We start from the raw sequence: 21,250 nt of genomic DNA on the forward strand, positions 1-21,250 counted from the left end.
AATGGAAGGAAGAACATGACCACAGTCGAGTCAGCCACCGCGTCGGCCTCCGGCGCAGCTGCAACCGATCGGTTCCAGGCGGACAAGTCCCCGTTCGCCGCTGTCAAGGACGTCCCCAAGGACCGAGTCGATACCCTGGCTCGCGAGGTCCTCAGCGCCGTCCACGCCACCATCCGCAAGCACCAGGTCACCTACGACGAGTACAACGCGCTCAAGGCGTGGCTGATCCAGGTCGGTGCCGACGGTGAGTGGCCGTTGTTCCTCGATGTCTTCGTTGAGCACGCAGTCGAGCAAGTGGCCACCGCTCACCGCAAGGGCAACAAGGGCGCCATCGAAGGCCCCTACCACGTCCCGGGCGCGCCTGAGCGCGGCGCAGAAGGATCCATCCTCGAGCGGGAAGAGTCCGGCACGCCGATGATCTGGGAAGGCGTCATCAGGTCCACCGACGGCACCCCACTGGCCAGCGGCAAGGTCGACGTCTGGCAGGACGACAACGCGGGCTTCTACTCCCAGTTCTCCGAGGGTCAGCCTGAGTGGAACCTCCGCGGCGTCTTCACCGTGGGGGACGATGGGAAGTTCCGCATCCACACCATCAAGCCCCAGCCGTACCAGATCCCACACGACGGCGCGACCGGTGCCCTGATCGAGGCCGCGGGCTGGCACGCCTGGCGGCCGGCTCACATCCACGTCAAGGTCTCGGCACCTGGGCACGAGCTGCTTACCGCCCAGCTCTACTTCCCCGGCGATGACCACAACCACGACGACATCGCCCAGGCCGTCAAGCCCGAACTCATGCTCGACCCCCAAGAGCAGCCAGACGGCAGCATCCTGGTCCAGTACGACATCACGCTGGACCCCGCCAGCTGATGCTCTACCACGTCCGCATGGACGTCCACCTGCCTCACGATCTTCCCGGTGACACCCGAAATCAGATCGTGAGGCAGGAGAGGGACTACGCCCAGCAACTGCAGCGCGAAGGCAAGTGGATCCACCTGTGGCGCATCGTCGGCGAGTACTCGAACTACTCCGTGTTCGACGTCGATTCGAACGACGAGCTCCACGCCATCCTCTCCAACCTCCCGCTGTTCACCTACATGGAGGTGCACGTGACCCCGTTGGCCGTGCACCCCTCAGACATCCACCACAGCGCCTCCACCTGACTAAAAGCTATCGCAGCGACTTTCGGCGTCGCGACCGCCGTCGACGGGCTCCGCGCGCTGCGGGACAGGCTCGACGCCAGCGTCGGTCCTCCCGGGGCGGTCAAGGACTACGGAATGCCCGGAACCGGCAAAGCGAGGGCGCTTGGCCCCAGCCAAGGCAGCCATCCGACGAACAACCACCCCTGTCACTGATGAGAACCTGACCGCGCTGCTGCGCGGAGCCTGGGAAGGATCCCTGTTATGAGCACCGAGTACGCCAGTTCCGATCAGATCAGAACCCAGCCTCAGCGAGGGTATTGAGATGCCTGCCTTCGTCTACGCGGTGACCCGCACACCCTTCGGTAAGCTCGGTGGCACACTCGCCGGCGTCCGTCCTGACGACCTGGCTGCTGCGGCGGTCGCCGCGGTGCTCTCGGAGACCTCGATGGACCCGGCGGTGATCGATGACACGGTGTGGGGTTGTGCCAACCAGGCCGGCGAGGACAACCGCAACGTCGGTCGGATGGGGCTGCTGCTCGCCGGTCTGCCGACCTCGATCCCGGCGACGACGGTCAACCGGTTGTGCGGCTCGAGCCTCGACGCGGTCATGATCGGCTCCCGCGCCATCGATACCAGCGAGGCCGACGTGATCTTGACCGGTGGCGTCGAATCGATGACGCGTGCGCCGTGGGTGATGCCCAAGCCGAGCCGTCCCTTCCCGGTAGGCAACGAAGCCCTGGTCTCGACCACACTGGGCTGGCGGCTGGTCAACGAGAAGATGCCGAAGGAGTGGACCGTCTCCCTCGGCGAGGCCAACGAGCAGCTCCAGGAGCGCTTCGGCATCAGCCGCGAACGCCAAGACGAGTACGCCGCCCGCTCCCACCAGCTCGCCACCACCGCGTGGGAGGCCGGCTTCTACGACGCGCTCGTCACCCCAGTGACGCTGCCCAACCGCGAGACCTTTCGCCGCGACGAGGGCATCCGCCCCAGCTCGACGCCTGAAACCTTCGCCGCCCTCAAGCCGGTGTTCCGCAGAGACGGCACCATCACGGCCGGCAACGCCTCGCCGCTCAGCGACGGCGCGTCCGCTGTGCTGCTGGGCTCCGAGTCCGCCAGCACCAAGATCGGCCGTGACCCCATCGCCCGCATCGCCGGTCGCGGCGTCTTCGCCCTCGACCCACAGGACTTCGGCTATGCCCCGGTGGAGGCGGCCAACCGGGCCCTCGCGGGCGCCGGCATCTCGTGGGGGGATGTCGGTGCCGTCGAGCTCAACGAGGCATTCGCGGTCCAGTCGCTGGCCTGCATCGACGCGTGGCTCAAGGAGGGGCTCGCCGATCCCGAGATCGTCAACGGCAAGGGCGGTGCGATCGCGATCGGCCACCCGCTCGGGGCCTCGGGCGGTCGCTTGATCGGCACGCTTGCCGCGGTCCTCCAGGAGAGGAAGGAGCGCTACGGCGTCGCCGCGATCTGCATCGGCGTCGGCCAGGCCCTCGCCGTCGTCCTCGAAGACCTCGAGGTCGCCTGACATGGCTCGTACCAGCATCTTGGCGACTTCCGAGCAGGCGGTCGCGGGCATCGAGGACGGCTCGACCATCCTCGTCGGCGGCTTCGGCCTGGCAGGCATGCCCTTCGATCTGATCGACGCGCTGATCCTGCAGGGCGCCAAAGACCTCACGATCGTCGCCAACAACGCCGGCAACGCCGAGGTTGGGCTCGCGGCCCTGCTGAAGGCGAAACGCGTGCGGAAGATCCTCTGCTCCTTCCCTCGCCAAGTCGACTCCTACGTCTTCGACGAGCTCTACCGCGAGGGCAAGATCGAGCTCGAGGTCGTGCCGCAGGGCAACCTCGCCGAGCGAATGCGCGCCGCCGGCGCCGGCATCGGTGCCTTTTTCAGTCCGACCGCCGTCGGCACGCCACTAGCCGAGGGCAAGGAGGAGCGCACGATCAACGGAATGCGTTACATCCTCGAGTACCCCATCCGTGGCGACTACGCGCTGATCAGCGCCCACCAGTCCGACGCCTTGGGCAACCTCGTCTACCGCAAGACCGCCCGCAACTTTGGGCCGGTCATGGCCACGGCCGCCGCGACCACGATCGTGCAGGTCAACGAGATCATTCCCACTGGCTACCTGGACGCGGAGAGCATCGTCACCCCGTCCATCTACGTCGACCGGGTCGTCCAGACCGAGGCCCGCCATTACACCGTCAAGGGAGCACGCTGATGACCGCTGACACCAGCACCCGAGCACCGCTGACCATGGATCAACTCGCCGCAGTCATCGCGCACGACATCCCAGAAGGCTCCTACGTCAACCTCGGTATCGGCCAGCCGACGAAGATCGCCGACCACCTGCCCAAGGACAAGAGCGGCACCGTCAACGTTATCCTCCACACCGAGAACGGTATGCTCGGCATGGGCCGCAAGGCCGAGGGCGACGAGGTCGATGCGGACCTCACCAACGCCGGCAAGGTGCCCGTCGTCGAAACGCCGGGCTGCTCGTACTTCCACCACGCCGACTCGTTCGCGATGATGCGCGGCGGTCACCTCGACGTCTGCGTGCTGGGTGCCTTCCAGGTCGCACCCAACGGTGATCTCGCCAACTGGAGCACCGGGAAGCCCGGAGATATTCCGGCCGTCGGCGGCGCGATGGACCTCGCCATCGGCGCGAAGGACGTCTACGTGATGATGAGCCTCTTCGCGAAGGACGGCACGCCGAAGCTCGTCCAGGCCTGCACGATGCCGCTCACCGGCATCAATTGCGTGAGCCGTGTCTACACCGACTACGGCGTCTTCGACCTCGGCCCCGACGGGGCACGCATCCGGGCGACCTTTGGCATCACGCCCGACGAACTGTGCGCCAAGGTGGCCGCGCTTCATCGGTAGCCCGCGCGCTTCATCTGGTCACAGGTGGTGTGGGGATGAGGCCGCCGCCGATGAAGCCGGAAACAGGGAGCCGTTCGCCCAGGAGCACGACTGCCAGCACTGCTGCACATATCGGTTCGACCAGGGTGGCGACGGTGACTGCGGGTCCCGAGGTAGTGCGCAGCCCCGCGTACAACAATCCGTACGAGAGGGCCATCGGCCACCCCGAGATACTCCAGCAGCGCCAACGACGTCGGATCCGAGGTCAGCGCTGGTTCACCGGCCACTGCAGCGACAACGAGGAACGGAGGTAGGGCGACGGTACCAACCGCGGTGGCAGAGGTGGACAGGGCTACGGGGCTCGACCCGTTGCGCGAGCGTGTGACTCAGGACCGTGGTTGCCGCATAGGTTGCTCCCGCTCCGACGGACAGCGCGAGCCCGAACCGGTTGGCTGCTGGGTGCGGTGGAGCCGTGGCCTGCGGTAGCACTCATGAGGACCAGGCCCGCGAGCGCGGCGGCTAAGACCGCAAATCTCCCGCCGAGTGGGCCGGGTTCGGGCCGTGGCGTGCTCCCAAACAACTGCCAGGATCGGCGCCAGGCCGAGTGAGCCAACGGCGGCGACGCTGACTCACACGAGCAGGACAGCAACGAAAGTACAGGCCCTGTAGGCCGCCGTGCCACAGCCCACCCGTGCGGCGAGGACCGGATGGGAGCGCAGGGTCTGACGAACGACACCGGCGCGGCCGGTGACCACGGCGAACCTGACCAACGCTATCGCGGCGAGGGCCATCCGCCACGCGCTCGCCGTCATGGCTCGCCCTTTGCCTCATGTAATACGGTGACCACGAGACCGCCGGTGCCCCACAAGACACCGGCAGCGCAGACCCGAAGTAGCCCCAGACGAGGGCTCATCGGGCAGGCCGCTTCCTCACCGCCGCTCGCCGGACGGGGAGGTCGAGGGCGGACCAGGCGAACTTGCTCCCCACCGAGCCAATGTCGAGGACAACGACCCACTGCTCCATCAGGCGTCCGCCCAGCCAAGGCCGAGGATCCGGAAGGCTGCTTGCATGTCGGGGTGCTCAGGGGAGAGTGCGTGGTGCTCGATAGCGTCCAGGGTCCTGCTGGTCGCCGCATCTGCGGCCCGTTCGAACCCGGCTCACAAGGTGAGGTCGTCGCCGTGCCGGAGGCGAACGTGACGCCGTCGAGGTCCGTGGTCGCGTGCAGGAAGGTGGCCACCGACTGGGTGAGCGCTCGCGGTCGCCCGTCCTTGAGCGCGGCCGCGTCGAAGTCGTGCAGGCTCAGCAGGTGCGCGAGGGCGACAAACTGCCGCCTCAGGGCCGCGATGGACTCCGCCGCCGTCACCACACAGAAGCGACCCGTCAGTGTCGCGCTCGCGCCGACCTCGGCTCGAACCACGAATAGGGATCTCGCCAGCCTGGGCCGTCGGATGCACCGCGGCGTCCTCGTCGTCCTCCACGATGTCGTCGAGCTCGAGCGCGAGGGTCGGGTCCGGCCGGAAGCCGGCGAGTAGCTCGAGCAGGCAGGCCGGAAGCGAGGAGCCGGCGTGATGGTGCGGAAGTTGCCCTGCTGATCGTCCCATCGGCCGTGGAAGCGCCCATCGGCGCCGGCCCACTCCCAACGCGACCGGGCCCAAGGCTCCGGCTTGAAGCCGACTCGCCAGACCTGTTCGGCCGCGTCGACGACGACCAGCTGAGGCGCCTCAATCACCGGCCGCGTCATCCGGCCATGGCGAGCGCGCGCGCGGCCGCCAGAACACCGGGGCCGACCTGCTCCAGGTCGCCCTTGCGCAGCAGCCGCGCCGGCGCGACGTCGTCGAGGCGCGGGTTCATGCCCTGGAACCACGCCTGAACGACCGCGGCCGAGTCCTTCTCGCGCAGCAGCGCCGCGATCCGGTAGGCCATCCCGCACTGGCACGCTGTGCTCGGCAAGCCAGGGTCTCGACCGGACCAACCCCAGGCGCGGCATGTGCCCTGTCCTGCCGTTCCCCTACGCTCGCGTCCATGCCGATCCGTCTCGTCGCCACCGATCTCGACGGCACGTTGCTGCACGACGACCTCAGTGTGAGTCCCCGCACTCGAGCCGCGCTTGATGCTGCACGGGCCGCGGGCGTTCAGGTTGTCCCGGTGACTGCGCGACAGCCGATCGGACTTCGTCAGATCGCCGAGGAAGCCGGGTTCGATGAGTGGGCGGTGTGCTCCAACGGCGCCCTGGGTGTGCACCTGACAAGTGGCGAGGTCATCTTCGAGCAGACCGTTGGAGTGGCGGTGCAGCGCCGGCTCGCGTCGGCGTTGAAGCCGCTGGTGGATGGCCTGTTGTTTGTGAGCGTCCGCGACGGGGGCGAAGGGTTCGTGCCGCAACAGGGATACACCGCGATCGCCGCCGATCGTGACCACAAACGAGACGTTGCGACCATGGGCAGCCACACGCTGGAGGAGGTGCTGGCCGAACCGAGCCTAAAATTGATCGTGCGGCACCCGGACCGTCCGGTCGACGAACTCCTCGACATCGTCCGCGGGGCAGGGGTAGCGGGCTTTGCTGCGACCCACTCCGGTGCGCCCTTCGTGGAGGTCATGGCAGAGGGGATCAGCAAGGCGTGGGGCATCGCCCGCCTCTGCGACCGGTTAGGCATCACAGCCGAAGAGGTGCTGGCCTTCGGCGACGCACCCAACGACGCCGAGCTGCTCGCGTGGGCCGGCCGCGGAGTGGCTGTGGCCAACGCGAGCGCTGCAGCGCTGGCGGCCGCAGACGAGATCAGTCCCTCCAACGAGGAGGACGGGGTGGCTCAGGTGCTCGAGAAGCTGCTGCTCCAGCAGTCGGTCGTGATACCGACGGCGTAGGCGATCCGCCTGACTGTCGGCGGATTGTGCAGACCCCAACTCGGACAGCCGCCCCGCATAGCTGTCAAAGGTGCGCGGCTCTTCCAGACATGAAGTGCGTCCGCATCCCGCGAGCCGATCCCTAGCTGGGACGCTCGGCAGAATCCACGCCGGCGCGCGGGAAAGCAGTCCGAGTGGCGGGACTTATCGGCCACTGGTCCCGTCCTGGAGCCCGCGGTATGGCGCGGTCGCTCCTGGTTGGGAGTTTGATCCCGCGGATCAACTCTACTGCGGGTCTAAGCCTGTTCGCGGCTGGATTCTATCCCGGCCGTCGAGGGTGTGCTCGGTGATGTCGATGAGCCGTCGGGCCACCTCGGTGGCGGCGAGTCCCCGCCCGGCGTGGAGCAGGTCGAAGCTGTCGAAACTCGTGAGCAGCCACAGGGTGTCGACGGCCGCGTCGGGGGTGACATCGGGGCGCAAGAAGCCTGCGTCGTGGAGCCGACCGGCCAGGTCGACCATGCCTGCGGCGCGACCTTCCTCGAGGGTCGCAATCGCGCCGCCGACGGCCTCGGCGTCGAGAGCGGCCATCGAGAACAGCGACCGCAGCACGTCGCGGTGGGTCGCGTAGAAGTCGGTGACGGCGGTAAAGCCGTCCCGCATTCCCTGGATGGGGTCAGGGTGCAGTGCGGACGTTCGTACGCGGTCGAACCCGCCCCGGGCGAGCAGGTCGTGGGCCAGTGCGGTGAACAGGCCCGCGCGGGAGCCGAAGACGGCGTAGATGGTCGGGCGGGCCACGCGGGCCTCCCGCGCGATCGTGTCGAGGTTGACCGGCTCGGCGGGCGCGGCGCGCAGCCGGGCGTCGACCGCGTCGAGGATGCGGCGACGGGTCTGCTCCGCCGCCTCGGCGCGCAGACTCTGCTCGTACTTGCGTGTGGCCATCGACTCCAACTCTACCGACTTGTGACGGTTCGTCTTCTGGAATACAGTCCGTCATCGAATGTGGTCGAGCGTTCTGCTCGATGTCCCGGCTAGCCCTCCAGTGCCCCGGGCCTCTTTGCGCGTTCCGTGATCCAGAGACGAGCCCTCGTGTCCTCTGCCCACCCTCCCATCAACGACCCCGACGCGACCTCCGTCGCCGCGCCAAGCCCCCACCACGCGGCCCGCTGGCTGATCCTCGCCACGATCGGCCTGGCCCAGCTGATGGTCGTGCTCGACTCCTCGATTGTGAACATCGCGCTGCCGAACGCGCAGAGCGACCTCTCGTTCGACAACGAGAACCGGCAGTGGATCGTCACCGCCTACGCCCTCGGCTTCGGTTCACTCCTGCTGCTCGGCGGCCGCTTGAGCGACATCATCGGACGCAAGCCCATGTTCGTCGCCGGCCTGCTCGGCTTCGCCATCTCGTCGGGCCTCGGTGGCGCCGCGACCAGCTTCGAGCTGCTCGTCGCCGCCCGGGGCGCCCAGGGCGTCTCGGCCGCGCTGCTCGCGCCCGCCGCGCTCTCGCTGCTGACCGTCATCTTCGTCGACGCCAAGGAGCGGGCCACGGCGTTCGCCGTCTTCGCCGCCGTCTCGGGCGCGGGCGGCGCCGTCGGCGTCATCCTCGGCGGGGCGCTCACCGAGTACCTCTCGTGGCGCTGGTGCATGTACGTCAACGTGCCGATCGCCGTCGTCGCCCTGCTCGGCGCTCTCGCCCTGCTGAAGAAGGAGCCCCGCGCCGAGCGCAGCGGCCGCATCGACACCCCGGGCACGATCGTCGTCGTGGCCGGCCTCGTGGCGCTGGTCTACGGCCTCGCCGAGGCCGAGGCCGACGGCTGGGGGAGCGCCACCACGCTCGGCTTCATCGCCCTCGGCGTCGCACTACTCATGGCGTTCGTCGTCATCGAGTCGCGCGTGTCCCACCCGTTGCTGCCGCTGCGCGTCGTGCGCGACCGCACCCGGGGCGGCTCGTTCATAGCCGTCGCGTTCGTGGGCATCGGGTTCTTCTCGGTCTTCCTCTTCATGACCTTCTACCTCAGCACCATCTCTGGCTTCGCCCCGCTGAAGACCGGCCTCGCGTTCCTGCCCCTCATCGCGGGCGTCTCGGTCGCGGCGGGCATCTCGAGCCCGCTGGTCGGCAAGGTCGGCCCGAAGTTGCCGATCGCGACCGGGTTCGTGCTCGCCGCCGCCGGGATGTTCCTCCTCTCGCGCCTCGGTCTCGACAGCGGCTACGCCACCCACGTGCTGCCCGCCTTCGTGCTCGTGGGCGCGGGCTTCGGGTTCGTCATCGCCCCTGGGTTCAGCGCCGCGACATACGGCGTCGACCCCGACGACGCCGGCGTCGCCTCGGCCATGGTCAACACGGCCCAGCAGATCGGCGGCTCCATCGGCATCGCCGTGCTGAGCGCGCTGGCCTCGTCCGCCGCGACCGACTTCCTTGCCGACAAGGACCCGTCGGGCGCCAATGCGGCGCTCGCCGCCGTCGAGAGCTACACCACCGCCTTCTGGTGGACCGGCGCCATGTTCGTCGCCGCCGCGATCGTCTGCGGCGCGCTCCTGCGCCACGGCGCCATCGAGACCGACGGCGACGCGCCCCGCGCCATGCACTGATGCCGGCTCGACCGCAGCGCGCGAGCAGCGCACGCACCGCCCCGTCCCGTCTCGTCTCGTCCCACGACAGGAGCACATCGTGCCCGACCACCACGTCCTGATCACCGGCTCCACCGGCAAGACCGGCCGCCGCGTCGCCGACCTCCTGGAGGCGCGCGGCCTCGCCGTACGACGGGCCGGTCGCAGCGCCCCGGTCCGGTTCGACTGGACCGACCCCGACACCTGGGCTCCGGCGCTCGACGGCGTCACCGACGCTTACCTCGTCTACCCCGACCTCGGCGCGCCGCACGGCCGGCAGGTGTTGCGCGCCTTCGCTGACCAGGCCGTGCGTCAGGGTGTCGAGCGCGCTGTCGTCATCTCGTTCCCGAACACGGGTGGGGACTCCGTGGACTTTGCGGAGGTCCTGGCCTCCGAGCAGCAGCTCACCGACGCCGGGCTCGGCCTGTCGGTGCTGCGGCTGCGGTGGTTCTCGCAGAACTTCAGCGAGGACTTCCTGCACCCCGCTGTCGTTGCCGGGGAGCTGCGGCTGCCGGCCGGGCAGGGCCAGGAGGCGTTCGTCGACGCCGACGACATCGCCGAGGTCGCGGTCGCCTGCCTCACCGACCCCCGGCACCTGGGGGCGTCGTACGAGCTCACAGGCCCGCGCCTGCTGTCGTTCGACGACGTGGCCGCCGAGCTGAGCTGGGCCACCGGCCGCACCATCACCTACACGCCGGTGACGGTCGAGGCGTTCGTCGCCCACCAGATCGCCCAGGGCGTGCCCATGGAGTGGGCGCAGATGCTGGCCGGCCTGTACGGCGACATCGCTTCCGGTGCGCTCGCCTCCGTGAGCCTGGACGTCGCCGAGGTGCTCGACACGCCCGCGCGGGACTTCACCGACTACGCCGCTGCCGCCGCGGCCTCTGGGATCTGGAGCTCGAGCAACCACTCGTCATAGGGCGCACGAGCTGCACGCGCACCCACTGCCCATCACCACCAGGCTGCTCACTCACCCTGGCCCACGAACTGCAAGACAAGGAGCAAAGACATTGCAACGCGCGATGATCCGCTGGAGCGTCACACCAGAAGCCGTCGACGAAGAACTCGAGCTTCTGGCAGCCGTCTACGACGAGTTGGCGGCGCTCAACCCGTCAGGACTCATCTACAACACCTACCGATTGGACGACGATCTGTCGTTCGTCGCGTTCGCGGAGATGAAGGACGGGCTAGGAGTCCTGGGGCCTCTGGCCGCGTTCCAGAGGTACCGACGAACTCTCGACGAGCGATGCACCACTGGCCCCACGGTTGTCGTGCTCGACGAGATCGGCACCTACGGCGACCGCGATCCCAACGAACGCTAGAGCCCAGCAACACAACGTGCTCTGATCGCCTCCTACGATGCAGTCAGCGCACTCGATGACCAGGCTCGTGGGCAGGCGGCCCCGGATGCGGCTCCCTGAGATCCACCATCGGCAAACGTCGTTGTTGCTAGAGGCCCTCGACAGACCCGTGAGACCTGGTCACCGTCGCTGCGAGCCGCTCGGACAGCGATGCCCTCACCTCTGCGTCGAGAGTCTCGTTGGAGAGGACCTCGAACATCCAGAGGCCGTCTACAGCGAGGCGTGCGACGAAGCGGGTGAGTTCCTCCTCGGACGCGTGGACGCTCGGGGGCGGCGGTGCCCAGCGGGCCATGACCGCCTCCCAGGGCGCCGCGTGCTCAGGGTGGGTAGAGCTCTCGATGATGAACAACATCTCGGCACGGGACGCACCCTCGGTGTTGACGCGGGCGTAGGCGGCGTAGCGCTCATCGGCCGTGGCTTGCTCCGCCGGCCTCCCGAGGGCGTTGACCATCGCGGACTCCCAGCGCGCCGCTAGGTGCTGGTGGACGGCGGTGACGAGGTCGTCGCGGGCGGGGAAGTGGTACATCAGCCCACCTTTGGTCAGGCCCGCCTCGGCCGCGACCGCGTCGAAGGTGAAGCTGCGGATGCCCTCGCGCTGGACGACGCTGGCTGCGGCATCGAGGATCCTGGTGCGGTTGCTGTTCCTCATGGCACCTCCTGTACGGGTCAGTGGGAGACGGCCGCGTCGGCGGCCGCGTTCTTCGGTCCGTGGTCTCGCAGCAACCAACCCGTCACGGCGGTGCCCGCGGCGAGCACGGCGACGACGACGACCATCACGACGAGGTATCCGGTGTCGAAGGCCTCGTTGGCGTTGGCGACCAGGCCGCCGGTGTCGCCATTCTCGCGCGCGATCGCCAGTGCGTTGTCCAGGCTCTCCGAGGCCGCCTTCGACACGCCGGCGGGAACGGTGATCGCGGCCGTGTAGACGGCGGTGACGAGGCTGCCCAGCAGCGCCACCGCGGTCAGGCTCCCGAACTCGTAGGACACCTCCTCCACCGAGGACGCCATGCCGGCGCGGCTGGCCGGCACGTTCCCGATGATGGCGCTGGAGGCCACCGACATCGCCGCCCCGACACCTGCTCCCAGGACGACCAGACCGACCGTCAGGAGGACCATGCTGCTGTCGAAGCTGAGCGTGACGACGATCGCGCCCACGACGCTGAGCGCGAGGCCGCCGGCGATGATGGGGAGAAGACCGACCCGCCACAGCAGCGCGCCGCCCACCAGGGCCATCGGCAATGAGCCGAGCGCCACCGCGGCGACCAGGAATCCGGCCTCGAGGGGAGTGAACCCCTCGACGAGCTGGAAGCGCTGGGTGGTGATGAGCTGCACCCCGGCGATCGCGAACATCGCGAAGCCAGCCGCGAGCACGCCGGCGCTGAACGCCGGGTTGCGGAAGATCGAGAACTCGAGCAGCGGGTAGGGCAGGCGCCGCTGTCGTCGTACGAACAGCACACCGCCGAGCGCGCTCGCCGCGAGCGCGACCAGCACGATGACTGACGGGTCCTTCGCCACCTCCTTAATGGCGATAACGAGGCCGACGAGCGTGATCAGGGCGTAGACCGAGGAGACGAGGTCCCACTTCTTCGACGGATCGGGATCGACATGAGGGGCCAGAACGAGGGTCGCGACGAACGCGAGAACCACGACCGGCACGTTGATCAGGAAGACCGATCCCCACCAGAAGCTCTGCAACAGCAGGCCACTGATGATCGGCCCCAGGGCTGAGCCCACCAGAGCGAGGCTGCCCCAGATCGCAACGGCGATGTTCCGCTCCCGCTCGACCTCGAACGTCACCCGGATGAGCGCCAGCGTCGCCGGCATCATCGTCGCGGCCCCGACGGCCAGGGCAGCACGGGCGCCGATCAGGACCTCCGGATTCGGCGAGAACGCCGCCAGGACCGACGCCAGGCCGAACACGACGAGCCCGATCAAGAACATCTTGCGGTGCCCGATGCGGTCGCCCAGCGTGCCTGCACCCAGGAGCAGGCCGGCCATCACCACCGGGTAGGCGTTGATGATCCAGAGGCTCTCCGAGCTGCTCGCTCCGAGCTCCTCGACCAGCGTCGGCAGCGCGGTGTAAAGGATCGAGTTGTCCAGGGTGATCAGAAGCAGGCCCGCTCCCACCGTCACCAGCATCGCCCATCGGCGGTTCGCGCTCATCGTCATGACCATCTCTCTCGTGCTTCCATGTACGGTCCGTTACTATACCTTTCGAAAGGTATAGTAACAACGCTGTGTGTGCCAGATCTCCACCCGACCGCCGATGGGACACCTCGTGACCGACTCCGTTCGTCTCCCGATCAACCCCTACCTCTCCCACGACGCGGGGGTCGCGTCGTACAACACCGCTCTCGGGGTGCCGACCCCGTTCGAGTTCGACGGAGTGCGGACCGAGGAGCGGTCGTGGAAGACGACCGCCTACCTGCACGCGGGGCTCAACCCGGCGGACCCGTTCCGACTTTCTGGCCCGGACGCGCTGCGATTGCTCGAAGAGTCCTGCGTCAACGACTTCTCGGTGTTCCGCGTCGGCGGTGCAAAGCACGCCGTCATGTGCGCCGAGTCCGGCAACGTGATCGCCGACGGCGTAATCATGCGCATCGGTGAGGAGGAGTTCAACTGCTTCTTCCTCAACCCGGTGCTGCGCTACCTCGTGGAGAGCGGTGGTTACGACGTCACTCTCGAGGACCTCAGCCACGAGCTGTTCCTGTTCCAGGTCGGTGGTCCCAGGTCGCTGGAGATCCTGGAGCGCGCGACCGCCACCGACCTCCACTCGCTGCGCTTCCTGCGCCACACCCCGACCTCGATCGACACCTCGGAGGGTCCCGTCGAGGTCCGCGCATTCCGCTTCGGCGTGGCCGGCACCCTGGCCTACGAGGTCCACGGGCCCCTGGCCAGCGCACCCGCGGTCTACGACGCACTCGTCGCAGCCGGTCAGGACCTCGGCCTGGTTCGACTCGGCCTGAGGGCATACGGCATGAACCACACACAGAACGGATACGTGCAGGCGTTCATCCACTTCCTGCCGGCCTGGACCGACGACCCGGACCTGATGGCGTTCCTCGACGGCGATGCCGACCAGTTCCTCACCCAACTCCCCGGCAGCGCCGGACCCGACGCCAGCAAGCGTTTCGGCACCCCGTTCGACTTCGGCTGGGGCGACCTCGTCACGTTCAACCACGACTTCACCGGCCGAGCCGCCCTCGAACAAGCCGTCCAGGGCCGACGTCCCGTGACCCTGGCCTGGAACCGGGACGACGTCGTCGCGGTGGTCGCGAGCCAGTTCGACGACCACCCAGCCGACCACCTCGACCTCTACGCCGAACCCATCTGGACAGCGAGCAACAGCGTCGTGGTCGGCGACGACGTCCTGCGCGGTGACGACGTCGTCGGCATCTCCAGCGGCCGCATCTTCAGCCCGAGCGAGCGACAGATGCTCTCGCTCGCGATCCTGGACTCGACCCACGCGACGCTCGGCACCCAGCTCGAGGTGCTGTGGGGCGCCCCCGGCACGCCACAGCGACGCATCCGCGCCACCGTCGCCCCCTTCCCCCACCTCGCCCTGACCCGCAACCCCGACGTCAGCACGGCACCCATTCCTCGCCCCACCCCACGCCGTTCGTCCGACGCGTAACGACCAGCGGGAACACCCCGGCGGTCAACGGAGACCAACGGACCGCTGGTGTGGCAGTCAGTGGTCTCACCATCGAACGGTCTCCGCGCACCCAGGTGAGGCGTCCCGAAAGGCGATCCTCAACCGGAGCGTCGGGCCTGGGAACCTCGCTTGTCGCTTTGGTTCCGTCAGAGACCGAACGCTCCGCCGCTGACCAGGATGACTATGCCGAGGCCGATGAGGACTAGGGGGAACAGGATGTGTTCCCAGCGTTCGAGGACTTCGGCGATCGGTGGGCGGGTGGCGACGAACTTGGCGAGTACGACTAGGACCGCGACGAGCGCGAGGAAGACGAGGCAGTAAGCGACCACTGCGGAGGGTTCCACGCTGAGGAAGACGGGGGTGTAGACGCCGATGTTGTCTCCGCCGTTGGCGAAGGTGACTCCTGCGACGGTCCACGCGCTGACCTTCTTGCCCGCGATCTTGGCGTCATCGTCGTCATCGTCTCCGCGCCAGGCTTGCCATGCAGCCCAGAGACCGAGAGCCAGGGGGATGAGCCCGAAGTATGGGATAGCTGCCGAGGGCAGGAACGCACCGGCTCCGATAGTCACCAGCACAGCGGCACCGAGGATGCCGACGAAACCTACGTACTGGCCGACCAGGATGCGGGTGGCCGTCCCACGTTGACCCGCGCCACGGGCGAAGAACAAGGAGAGCACGATGACGTCGTCGATGTTGGTCGCGATGAACAAGCCGATTGCTTGCAGAACCGAAGCCAGGATCACGCGCCCACCTCTGCGCCACACCCGGGAACCGAGCAGACGGGATCGATGCACGGGGCGTTCTCGTCAACCGCGAGGGTGACGTCAACCAGAGCGGTCAGCGCCCGCGTCAGGTGCGGATCAGCGATCTCATAGCGCGTCTTGCGGCCCTCGAGTTCGGCAGCAACGATGCCGCAGTCGCGTAGGCACGCCAGATGATTGGAAACGTTGGAGCGTGTCAGGTCCAGATCGTGGGCCAGCTCTGCCGGGTAGGCCGGCCGGTCGAGCAGCGTCAGGATGATCCGGGACCTGGTCGGGTCTGCCAGCGCGCGGCCCAACCGATGCATCACGTCCAAGCGAGAAGCAATAGTCAGCATTCACTGAACTATACAGCAGAGACTGAAGTGTCCCGGCAGGCGCCCGACTCCGTTACGTGTGCGAGCACAGCCCGGTCACCCCTGCGGGCTACGCCAGTAGGGGTGACCGGCTGTGGGCGCCAGTCGGCAAGTAGACCTATTGCGTTGAGGGATCGCCTCGGTCGCCGCAATGGGATCGTCCCGCGGAGCGTGACCAGAACGGGATCCCTCTCCGGCAGGCACTGCGTGGCTTTCGCTGAGCAGGTGCCGACATACGATCAGTCCCGTTGTCGATTGCTGGTCACTGACGACGAGACCCCGCATCAGGGAGGATCCATGACGAGCAGCCCACCCGCCTGGCTGGACCTTCTACGCAGCCACACGAGTCGTTTCGCGGAGCTTCTCGAACGTGGCGATCTCGACGCGCCCATCGCAGCATGCCCGGGATGGTCACTCCACGATCTCGCCGATCACCTTGGCGGGGTTCACCAGTGGGCGGCTCACGCGGTGGTCACCGGCAGCCCGCAGTGCACGCCTGAGCCGGCCGGAGCGGAGCCGGGTGCGCTGGCCGCGTGGTACCGGCGCCACGCTTCGTACTTGGTCGACGTCATCTCCGAGAGGCCACCGGACGCGCCAGCTTGGACGATGGATCCCGAGAACCAGACCACAGGCTTCTGGACGCGGCGCCAGGTCCACGAGACCGCGATGCACTGCTGGGACGCTGAGGCAGCAATGGGCACGCCACGATCCTTCGAGCCGAGCTTGGCATGGGACGGCGTGCTCGAAGTCGCGACTGTGATCTATCCGAGGCAGGCACGCCTCGGTCGCATCGGCCCTTTGCCCTACGCACTGTCCCTGGGTGCACTGGATGTCCCCGGCCAAGTCCGCATCGGTCCAGCGCCGAGACCCTGCTCCGGTTGCTTTGGCATCGTGCCGATCCAGATGAGGAGCAGGTGCCAGCAAGGGCGCTCTCTACCCTTTTGCTGCTCCTGACACCGTGACTTCTTCGACCTCTGTCCGCTCGACCATCCCGCACCGGGACGTTGGTCTGGCTTCAAACGACGCTGGACATGGGACCAGTTGAGATCGTCACCGACCGAGGTCGTGGTGTGGTTCTACGGTGGCGGACATGACCCTCTCGTACGACGACGTTCGACATCTACCTCTCCCCGATCTCAGCCTGCGGCTTCTGCAATCATTGGGCGCGGTGCCCAACTTCAACAACCTCGTCCAGGGGTTCAAGCAGCGCGGCGGATACACCGAGCCCGGACCTCCTGACCTCGGGGAGATGCTTGCCCGCCTCTCGGACGCCTGGGCGTGGTTAGAGGCCCACGCCCTCATCGGTCTGTCGGCTCAAAATCCGCCGAGTGCCTGGCAGCGGGTGACCGCCGCTGGCATTGAGGTCTCGAACGACCCCAGCGCTCTTGCGAAAGTCTGGGCGGCAGACCGACTCGCCGGCGACCTCCCGTCGGCGCTGTCCTCAGCGCGGTCGAACTTCGCTCTCGGGGACTATGAGACCGCATCATTCGCGGCCATGAAGGCCGTCGAGGTCGAGGTTCGTCGAATTGCCGGTTTACCGAACGAGCTCGTCGGTGTCGCGCTTATGCGCAAGGCGTTCAGTCCCAAGGACGGCGTGCTGCGCGACCCGGGAGCAGAAGGCGGAGAGCAGCAGAGTCGTGGGTTCCGAACGTCTCGGTTCTTTTGCCGCGATTGGACGCACGTACGGCGAGGATCTCCCAGGTAGCGTCGGCGACGAATCCTGTGCCAGGAACGACGTGGGACTTCGGCACTGCCGAGGCGACCCTCGGCGAATGGCAGGAGCAGTTGCTCCGCCCTCGGGAGGCTGGCTCCGCCTGGATGCCACGCACACCAAGGCGGCTAACCTGCAGCGCGCACTGGAGTACCTCGGCCAGCACCATTATTGAGCCTGGATCAGTCAGCAACGCGAGCCGACAGCCTACGAAGCGGCCCAAGGGACCCAAACTCGCGTCGCTGCCGAAGGATTGTCGTCGACGCATGGACGATCGAAGACGGCGACTGACGACTCATCTCCCGCCACCCACAACGGATCAGGAGGGGTTGTCACTGAACGTGCTCAGCCACCTGCCCGACCCGTTCTCTCCGACCAGGCCGACGACCTCGCCCGAGAGCAGCTCGAGGCTTGCGCCACGCAGAACGGCTTGGCTGCTCCTGGCTGGCCAGATGCCGCGCATGTACGCCTTCTCGACGCCGGACGCGGTCATCACCGGCTGGCTGTTGGGCCCGTCCGGCCGGCCACCCGACGTGGAGGTCGGGGAGTCGGTCGGGGTGGGGTGGGACGGGTGGTCATGACGACCTCACCGGTCTGACGAGTACTCGTCGCGCTCGTTGGAACGATCGGTGTCGTGGTGGGACTGCCTGCCGGTCCCGTTGGCGTGCATCCCGCCCATCATTCCGCCCATCATCAGCATCATCATCAGCGGGCAGATGAGGGCGATGCCGACGAACGCGAGGGTGCCGGCGGGGACGCCGAACCACAGTGCTCCGACGAGGGCGATGGCTGCTGCGACCGCGTACAGCCCGAGGTTCGGGTTGCGGGTCTTGACGGTGTTCATCGTGGTGCTCCTTTTCGTGTCGTGTCGTGCGGGTGGCTGGGGTGGCTTCAGAGGCGGATGACTTGGCGGATGGCTGCTGCGACTTCGTCCATGCGCGCCTGTCCGGCTTCTCCGGAGTCGCGTGCGGCTTCGAGGACGCAGTGCCGTACGTGGTCGTCGAGAAGCCCGGCTGCGACTTCTTGGGTCGCCCGGGTGATGGCGGCGAGCTGGGTTGACGACGTCGGGGCACCACCGGTCGTCGGCAAGCATCTTCTGCACGCCGCGGACCTGGCCCTCGATGCGGCGGAGCCGTACGAGGTAGTTCTCTCGTCCGGTGGCGTAGCCGCGCGTGCCGGGCATCGAGGCAGTCAGGTGCGTGCCAGCGGCGGGGACGTGGCACTCGTGCGTCCCGGCGGCCAGGGGGCTGGCGGCGGTTCGGGTGCCTTGTGGTGCAGTCATGGCGGCCTCCTCAGGGTTCGGCTCTTGACTCCATGCTGCGCTCAGATACCCCCCGGGGGTAGGGTCTTTCGACCCCCATGCGGGGGCAGCGAGGACTGTCCCGGCCGCCTGCGTTGTGCCGTGAGGCATGTGCCGCCGCCCTCGCCGGGTGGCACAGTGGACAACGACCCCGTCAGCGAGGAGGAACCACCGGTGCGAGTCGAGGTGCTCTACTTTGACGGCTGCCCCAACTGGAAGGTCGCCGACGTGCGGCTGGCGGAGGCGCTGCGAACGCTGGGCCGCGACGGCTCCGCCGTGGAGTACGTGCGGGTCGAGACGGCCGAGGAGGCCGACGAGTTGAAATTCCTCGGCTCCCCGACCATCCGGATAGACGGTGCCGACCCGTTCGCGTCCGGTGGCGAGTCGGTCGGTCTGGCGTGTCGCGTCTACGCGACGCCCGGCGGTCTCGCGGGATCGCCCACCACCGCCCAGCTCCTCGAGGTGCTGTCGTGAGGCGTGCTGCCCTGCTGCTGGCCGGTGTCTACCTGGTCGTCGCGGCTGGCACCCGGGTCGCTGAGCGCTTCGGCGCGAGGACCTGCGGTTGCGCCGACGACTGCTGGTCCCACCGTTCGCTCCTGAACCTGTTCCGGTGGGTCGTCCCTTGGCGTCACAGCCCGGTCCATGCCGCCGAGGAGAAGACAGAGCGCGACCGTACGGACGGTTGAGCGCGCCCTTGCCGACGCCCGTCCGACGGCGCGAGGTCAGGGGATGGTCAGCTCGATCTGCTGGTCGGGTTCGAGCTGGAGGTCGGCGGGGTCGCCGGGCACGGGGGTGCCGTTGCTGGTGACGGTCACCGTCTCCCCGGCCTTGGCGCGGACACCGCCGATGCTGGTGGGCGTAAGGGCGACGCCCCACTGGTTGAACAGCTGACCGAGGGTGAACTTCTCACCGACGGTGTCCGCTTCGATGTGGATGGTGCCGTCGCCCTCGTGGGTGTGGAGCGCGGACATGGCGCCCGTGTTCGGGTCGACGCCAATGTTGGGCGGGACGGGCACCGGGCTGCCGCCGATGGTGATGCTCAGGTGGGGGTGGTAGTGCTCGGCGGTGCCCATGGGGCCGAGGTCGAGGCCGGCGGCGGCGACCCGGGCGGGGACGTCGGTGGGGGCCGGCCAGGGTGGGAGCGACTCCTCGTCGGGCGGTGCCGCGGTGGAGCTCGAGGAACTCGAGGCGGTGGCGTTGGGGGCGGTGGCGTTGCTGGCTGGGTCGTCGCTGCAACCGGCCAGGAGGAGAGTGATGAGGGCTGCCGTGAGGGCGGCGGCTGTTGTCCGCCGGGCCGCGGTTGATGTCTTCACGAGGGCTTCTTCGATGTCGAGGCGGCCGCGGGTGGGCCGCTGATGGCTCGGCGTCCGGGTCGTGCGCCGCGGGCGGACGCCACCGTCGTCGGCGGCGTCCGCTCGCGTTGCGGCGTCAGGAATCGAGGAGGCCTTGCATGGTGTCGATCTCCTGCTTCTGCGCGTCGATGATCTGGCCGGCAAGGTCGACAGCGTCCTTGAACTGGCCGTCTTCGGTCTCGGTCTCCGCCATCTCGACGGCGCCTTCGTGGTGCTCGACCATCATCTCGAGCCACAGGTCCTGGAACTCGGAGTCGGAGGCGTTCTCGAGGGCGTCCATGTCGTCGGCGCTCATCATCCCGGGCATGTCGTCGTGGCCCATGTCGTCCATGTTGTCGGACATGTCGTCCATGTCGTGGCCGGCGTTGGCGTGGTCGCGCATGGTCTCGGGGACCTCTTCGCCCCACGTGGTGAGCCAGTCGGCCATGGTCTCGATCTCAGGTCCCTGAGCGGCGCGGATGTCCTCGGCAAGGGCCTGGACCTCCGGGTCGAGCGGGCGGTCGAGGGTCAGATCGACCATCGAGAGCGCCTGGGCGTGGTGGGTGATCATGTCGCTGGCGAAGGTGACGTCGGCCTCGTTGTGCTCGGTGGTGCTCACCTCGGTCGCGCTGCCGGAGCTACCGGGGCTGCCTGCGTCGTCGCCGCAGGCGGTGAGGCCGGCGCCGAGGGCGAGGGTGAGGGCGAGCGCACTGAGGGCGCGGGTACGGGTCTTGGGCGTGGCGTGCATGAGGTTCTCCTGATGTCAGGGGGGCAGGTGCGAGGGTCTTGCGGGCAGGCGGCGGCGACACCCAGCCGTGGGTCGCCGCCTTGCCGGCGGCGGTAGCGGGTGGCCGTAGGGCCTGTCAGCACCTGATGACGGAGAACGCCCACACGTGCGGTGGGCCGGTGCCGCGCACCCACGGCAGGGCGCGTGCGGGTGCGGCGGCGGGGTGGAACGCGGCGGGAAGCAGGGGCCTGACGATGCGGACCGCCAGGAGGACGACGAGCGTCAACGCGGCGGCGGCGAGCATGACGACGCACAGCGTCGCCATGGCGCCCATGTCGTGCCCCGACCCGGAGCCAGTGTCGGCTTCGTTGTCAGCGGCCGACGTCGAGACGGCGGAGGTCACGGCGTGCGCTTGTCCGTGGTGCGAGTCGCCCGAGGCCGTCGTCTCGTGGGCAGGCATGCCGCCCGTCACCGTCACGCTCGAGGCGGAGGCGGTGGCGGGCGTGGTGCCGTGGGTGGCGAGTGCGTGCATGCCGAGGATGCCGATGACCAGGGCCGCCACGAAGGCCGCCAGTGCGGTGCGTGCGCTGGGCCGGGCAGCCGTCGG

General features: G+C 68.2%; 25 protein-coding genes. 12 read left to right on the forward strand and 13 right to left on the reverse strand.

Annotation, left to right across the window (positions count from 1 at the left end; all coding sequences use genetic code 11):
* Positions 1–15 precede the first annotated feature (15 nt).
* The 5 genes from catA to AAG827_RS07000 all read left to right on the forward strand — a co-directional run bounded on the left by catA (position 16) and on the right by AAG827_RS07000 (position 4,023).
* A complete protein-coding gene (catA, locus tag AAG827_RS06980; RefSeq protein WP_341925166.1) occupies positions 16–867 on the forward strand; it encodes a catechol 1,2-dioxygenase in 852 nt (283 codons plus the stop codon).
* Positions 867–1,160 carry a muconolactone Delta-isomerase gene (gene catC, locus AAG827_RS06985; protein ID WP_341925167.1) on the forward strand — a complete coding sequence of 98 codons (294 nt, stop codon included), beginning with the start codon at positions 867–869 and terminating at the stop codon, positions 1,158–1,160. Before catA ends, catC begins: the two co-directional genes overlap by 1 nt.
* Before the next feature lie 301 nt (positions 1,161–1,461).
* Positions 1,462–2,664 (forward strand): thiolase family protein, encoded by a 1,203-nt coding sequence (locus AAG827_RS06990; protein ID WP_341925168.1) that lies wholly within the window; start codon positions 1,462–1,464, stop codon positions 2,662–2,664.
* 1 nt (position 2,665) lies between these two features.
* Complete coding sequence (locus tag AAG827_RS06995; protein ID WP_341925169.1) at positions 2,666–3,361, forward strand: 3-oxoacid CoA-transferase subunit A; 696 nt, start codon at positions 2,666–2,668, stop codon at positions 3,359–3,361.
* On the forward strand, positions 3,361–4,023 hold the full coding sequence (locus tag AAG827_RS07000) for a CoA-transferase (protein WP_341925170.1): 663 nt from the start codon (positions 3,361–3,363) through the stop codon (positions 4,021–4,023). The genes AAG827_RS06995 and AAG827_RS07000 overlap by 1 nt, the downstream gene beginning before the upstream one ends.
* Before the next feature lie 1,716 nt (positions 4,024–5,739).
* Here the strand turns inward: AAG827_RS07000 and AAG827_RS07005 are convergent.
* On the reverse strand, positions 5,740–5,925 hold the full coding sequence (locus AAG827_RS07005; RefSeq protein WP_341925171.1) for a hypothetical protein: 186 nt from the start codon (positions 5,923–5,925) through the stop codon (positions 5,740–5,742).
* Between the two features lie 99 nt (positions 5,926–6,024).
* On the opposite strand from AAG827_RS07005, the gene AAG827_RS07010 reads away from it, so the two are divergent.
* Positions 6,025–6,861, forward strand: a complete 837-nt coding sequence (locus AAG827_RS07010) for an HAD family hydrolase (RefSeq protein ID WP_129475668.1) — start codon at positions 6,025–6,027, stop codon at positions 6,859–6,861.
* A 264-nt stretch (positions 6,862–7,125) separates the two neighbouring features.
* Here AAG827_RS07010 and AAG827_RS07015 read toward each other — a convergent pair whose 3' ends face one another.
* Entirely contained in the window at positions 7,126–7,779 is a 654-nt protein-coding gene (locus AAG827_RS07015; RefSeq protein ID WP_341925172.1) for a TetR/AcrR family transcriptional regulator, read from the reverse strand.
* Positions 7,780–7,926: 147 nt separating this feature from the next.
* Here AAG827_RS07015 and AAG827_RS07020 point away from each other — a divergent pair, with 147 nt between their 5' ends.
* From AAG827_RS07020 to AAG827_RS07030, 3 genes are all read left to right on the forward strand, one after another.
* Positions 7,927–9,426, forward strand: coding sequence for an MFS transporter (locus AAG827_RS07020; protein WP_341925173.1), 1,500 nt, complete (start codon positions 7,927–7,929; stop codon positions 9,424–9,426).
* Positions 9,427–9,505: 79 nt separating this feature from the next.
* The gene (locus AAG827_RS07025) at positions 9,506–10,363 is read left to right on the forward strand and encodes an NAD(P)H-binding protein (RefSeq protein WP_341925174.1); all 858 of its coding nucleotides are present in this window, start codon (positions 9,506–9,508) and stop codon (positions 10,361–10,363) included.
* 103 nt (positions 10,364–10,466) lie between these two features.
* Positions 10,467–10,766, forward strand: a complete 300-nt coding sequence (locus tag AAG827_RS07030; RefSeq protein WP_341925175.1) for a hypothetical protein — start codon at positions 10,467–10,469, stop codon at positions 10,764–10,766.
* A gap of 127 nt (positions 10,767–10,893) precedes the next feature.
* Here AAG827_RS07030 and AAG827_RS07035 read toward each other — a convergent pair whose 3' ends face one another.
* Both AAG827_RS07035 and AAG827_RS07040 read right to left on the reverse strand, forming a co-directional pair.
* Positions 10,894–11,454, reverse strand: coding sequence for a TetR/AcrR family transcriptional regulator (locus tag AAG827_RS07035; RefSeq protein WP_341925176.1), 561 nt, complete (start codon positions 11,452–11,454; stop codon positions 10,894–10,896).
* Positions 11,455–11,471: 17 nt separating this feature from the next.
* Complete coding sequence (locus AAG827_RS07040) at positions 11,472–12,968, reverse strand: MFS transporter (protein ID WP_341925177.1); 1,497 nt, start codon at positions 12,966–12,968, stop codon at positions 11,472–11,474.
* A 115-nt stretch (positions 12,969–13,083) separates the two neighbouring features.
* On the opposite strand from AAG827_RS07040, the gene AAG827_RS07045 reads away from it, so the two are divergent.
* Positions 13,084–14,439 carry a hypothetical protein gene (locus AAG827_RS07045; protein WP_341925178.1) on the forward strand — a complete coding sequence of 452 codons (1,356 nt, stop codon included), beginning with the start codon at positions 13,084–13,086 and terminating at the stop codon, positions 14,437–14,439.
* Between the two features lie 167 nt (positions 14,440–14,606).
* On the opposite strand, the gene AAG827_RS07050 is transcribed toward AAG827_RS07045, so the two are convergent.
* From AAG827_RS07050 to AAG827_RS07060, 3 genes are all read right to left on the reverse strand, one after another.
* A complete protein-coding gene (locus tag AAG827_RS07050; RefSeq protein ID WP_341925179.1) occupies positions 14,607–15,203 on the reverse strand; it encodes a cadmium resistance transporter in 597 nt (198 codons plus the stop codon).
* Positions 15,200–15,556: a metalloregulator ArsR/SmtB family transcription factor gene (locus AAG827_RS07055; RefSeq protein ID WP_341925180.1), complete on the reverse strand. Its 357-nt coding sequence runs from the start codon at positions 15,554–15,556 to the stop codon at positions 15,200–15,202. The genes AAG827_RS07050 and AAG827_RS07055 overlap by 4 nt, the downstream gene beginning before the upstream one ends.
* A gap of 479 nt (positions 15,557–16,035) precedes the next feature.
* Positions 16,036–16,275: a hypothetical protein gene (locus AAG827_RS07060; RefSeq protein ID WP_341925181.1), complete on the reverse strand. Its 240-nt coding sequence runs from the start codon at positions 16,273–16,275 to the stop codon at positions 16,036–16,038.
* Positions 16,276–16,664: 389 nt separating this feature from the next.
* Here AAG827_RS07060 and AAG827_RS07065 point away from each other — a divergent pair, with 389 nt between their 5' ends.
* Positions 16,665–17,279: a TIGR02391 family protein gene (locus tag AAG827_RS07065; RefSeq protein WP_341925182.1), complete on the forward strand. Its 615-nt coding sequence runs from the start codon at positions 16,665–16,667 to the stop codon at positions 17,277–17,279.
* A gap of 325 nt (positions 17,280–17,604) precedes the next feature.
* Here the strand turns inward: AAG827_RS07065 and AAG827_RS07070 are convergent, their stop codons facing one another.
* The 3 genes from AAG827_RS07070 to AAG827_RS07080 form a co-directional block, all read right to left on the reverse strand.
* Positions 17,605–17,778 carry a hypothetical protein gene (locus AAG827_RS07070; protein ID WP_341925184.1) on the reverse strand — a complete coding sequence of 58 codons (174 nt, stop codon included), beginning with the start codon at positions 17,776–17,778 and terminating at the stop codon, positions 17,605–17,607.
* 93 nt (positions 17,779–17,871) lie between these two features.
* The gene (locus AAG827_RS07075) at positions 17,872–18,129 is read right to left on the reverse strand and encodes a hypothetical protein (protein WP_341925185.1); all 258 of its coding nucleotides are present in this window, start codon (positions 18,127–18,129) and stop codon (positions 17,872–17,874) included.
* A 47-nt stretch (positions 18,130–18,176) separates the two neighbouring features.
* On the reverse strand, positions 18,177–18,374 hold the full coding sequence (locus AAG827_RS07080) for a metal-sensing transcriptional repressor (protein ID WP_341925186.1): 198 nt from the start codon (positions 18,372–18,374) through the stop codon (positions 18,177–18,179).
* A gap of 385 nt (positions 18,375–18,759) precedes the next feature.
* Here AAG827_RS07080 and AAG827_RS07085 point away from each other — a divergent pair, with 385 nt between their 5' ends.
* Positions 18,760–19,059 carry a thioredoxin family protein gene (locus AAG827_RS07085; RefSeq protein ID WP_341925187.1) on the forward strand — a complete coding sequence of 100 codons (300 nt, stop codon included), beginning with the start codon at positions 18,760–18,762 and terminating at the stop codon, positions 19,057–19,059.
* Between the two features lie 248 nt (positions 19,060–19,307).
* Here the strand turns inward: AAG827_RS07085 and AAG827_RS07090 are convergent, their stop codons facing one another.
* From AAG827_RS07090 to AAG827_RS07100, 3 genes are all read right to left on the reverse strand, one after another.
* Positions 19,308–19,898, reverse strand: a complete 591-nt coding sequence (locus AAG827_RS07090) for a hypothetical protein (RefSeq protein ID WP_341925188.1) — start codon at positions 19,896–19,898, stop codon at positions 19,308–19,310.
* Positions 19,899–20,013: 115 nt separating this feature from the next.
* On the reverse strand, positions 20,014–20,664 hold the full coding sequence (locus tag AAG827_RS07095; RefSeq protein WP_341925189.1) for a DUF305 domain-containing protein: 651 nt from the start codon (positions 20,662–20,664) through the stop codon (positions 20,014–20,016).
* A 115-nt stretch (positions 20,665–20,779) separates the two neighbouring features.
* Positions 20,780–21,250 (reverse strand): hypothetical protein (locus AAG827_RS07100; protein WP_341925190.1); only part of this gene is annotated, 471 nt, incomplete at its 5' end.

Source organism: Nocardioides psychrotolerans, from assembly GCF_943371775.1.
GTDB lineage: Bacteria > Actinomycetota > Actinomycetes > Propionibacteriales > Nocardioidaceae > Nocardioides > Nocardioides psychrotolerans_A.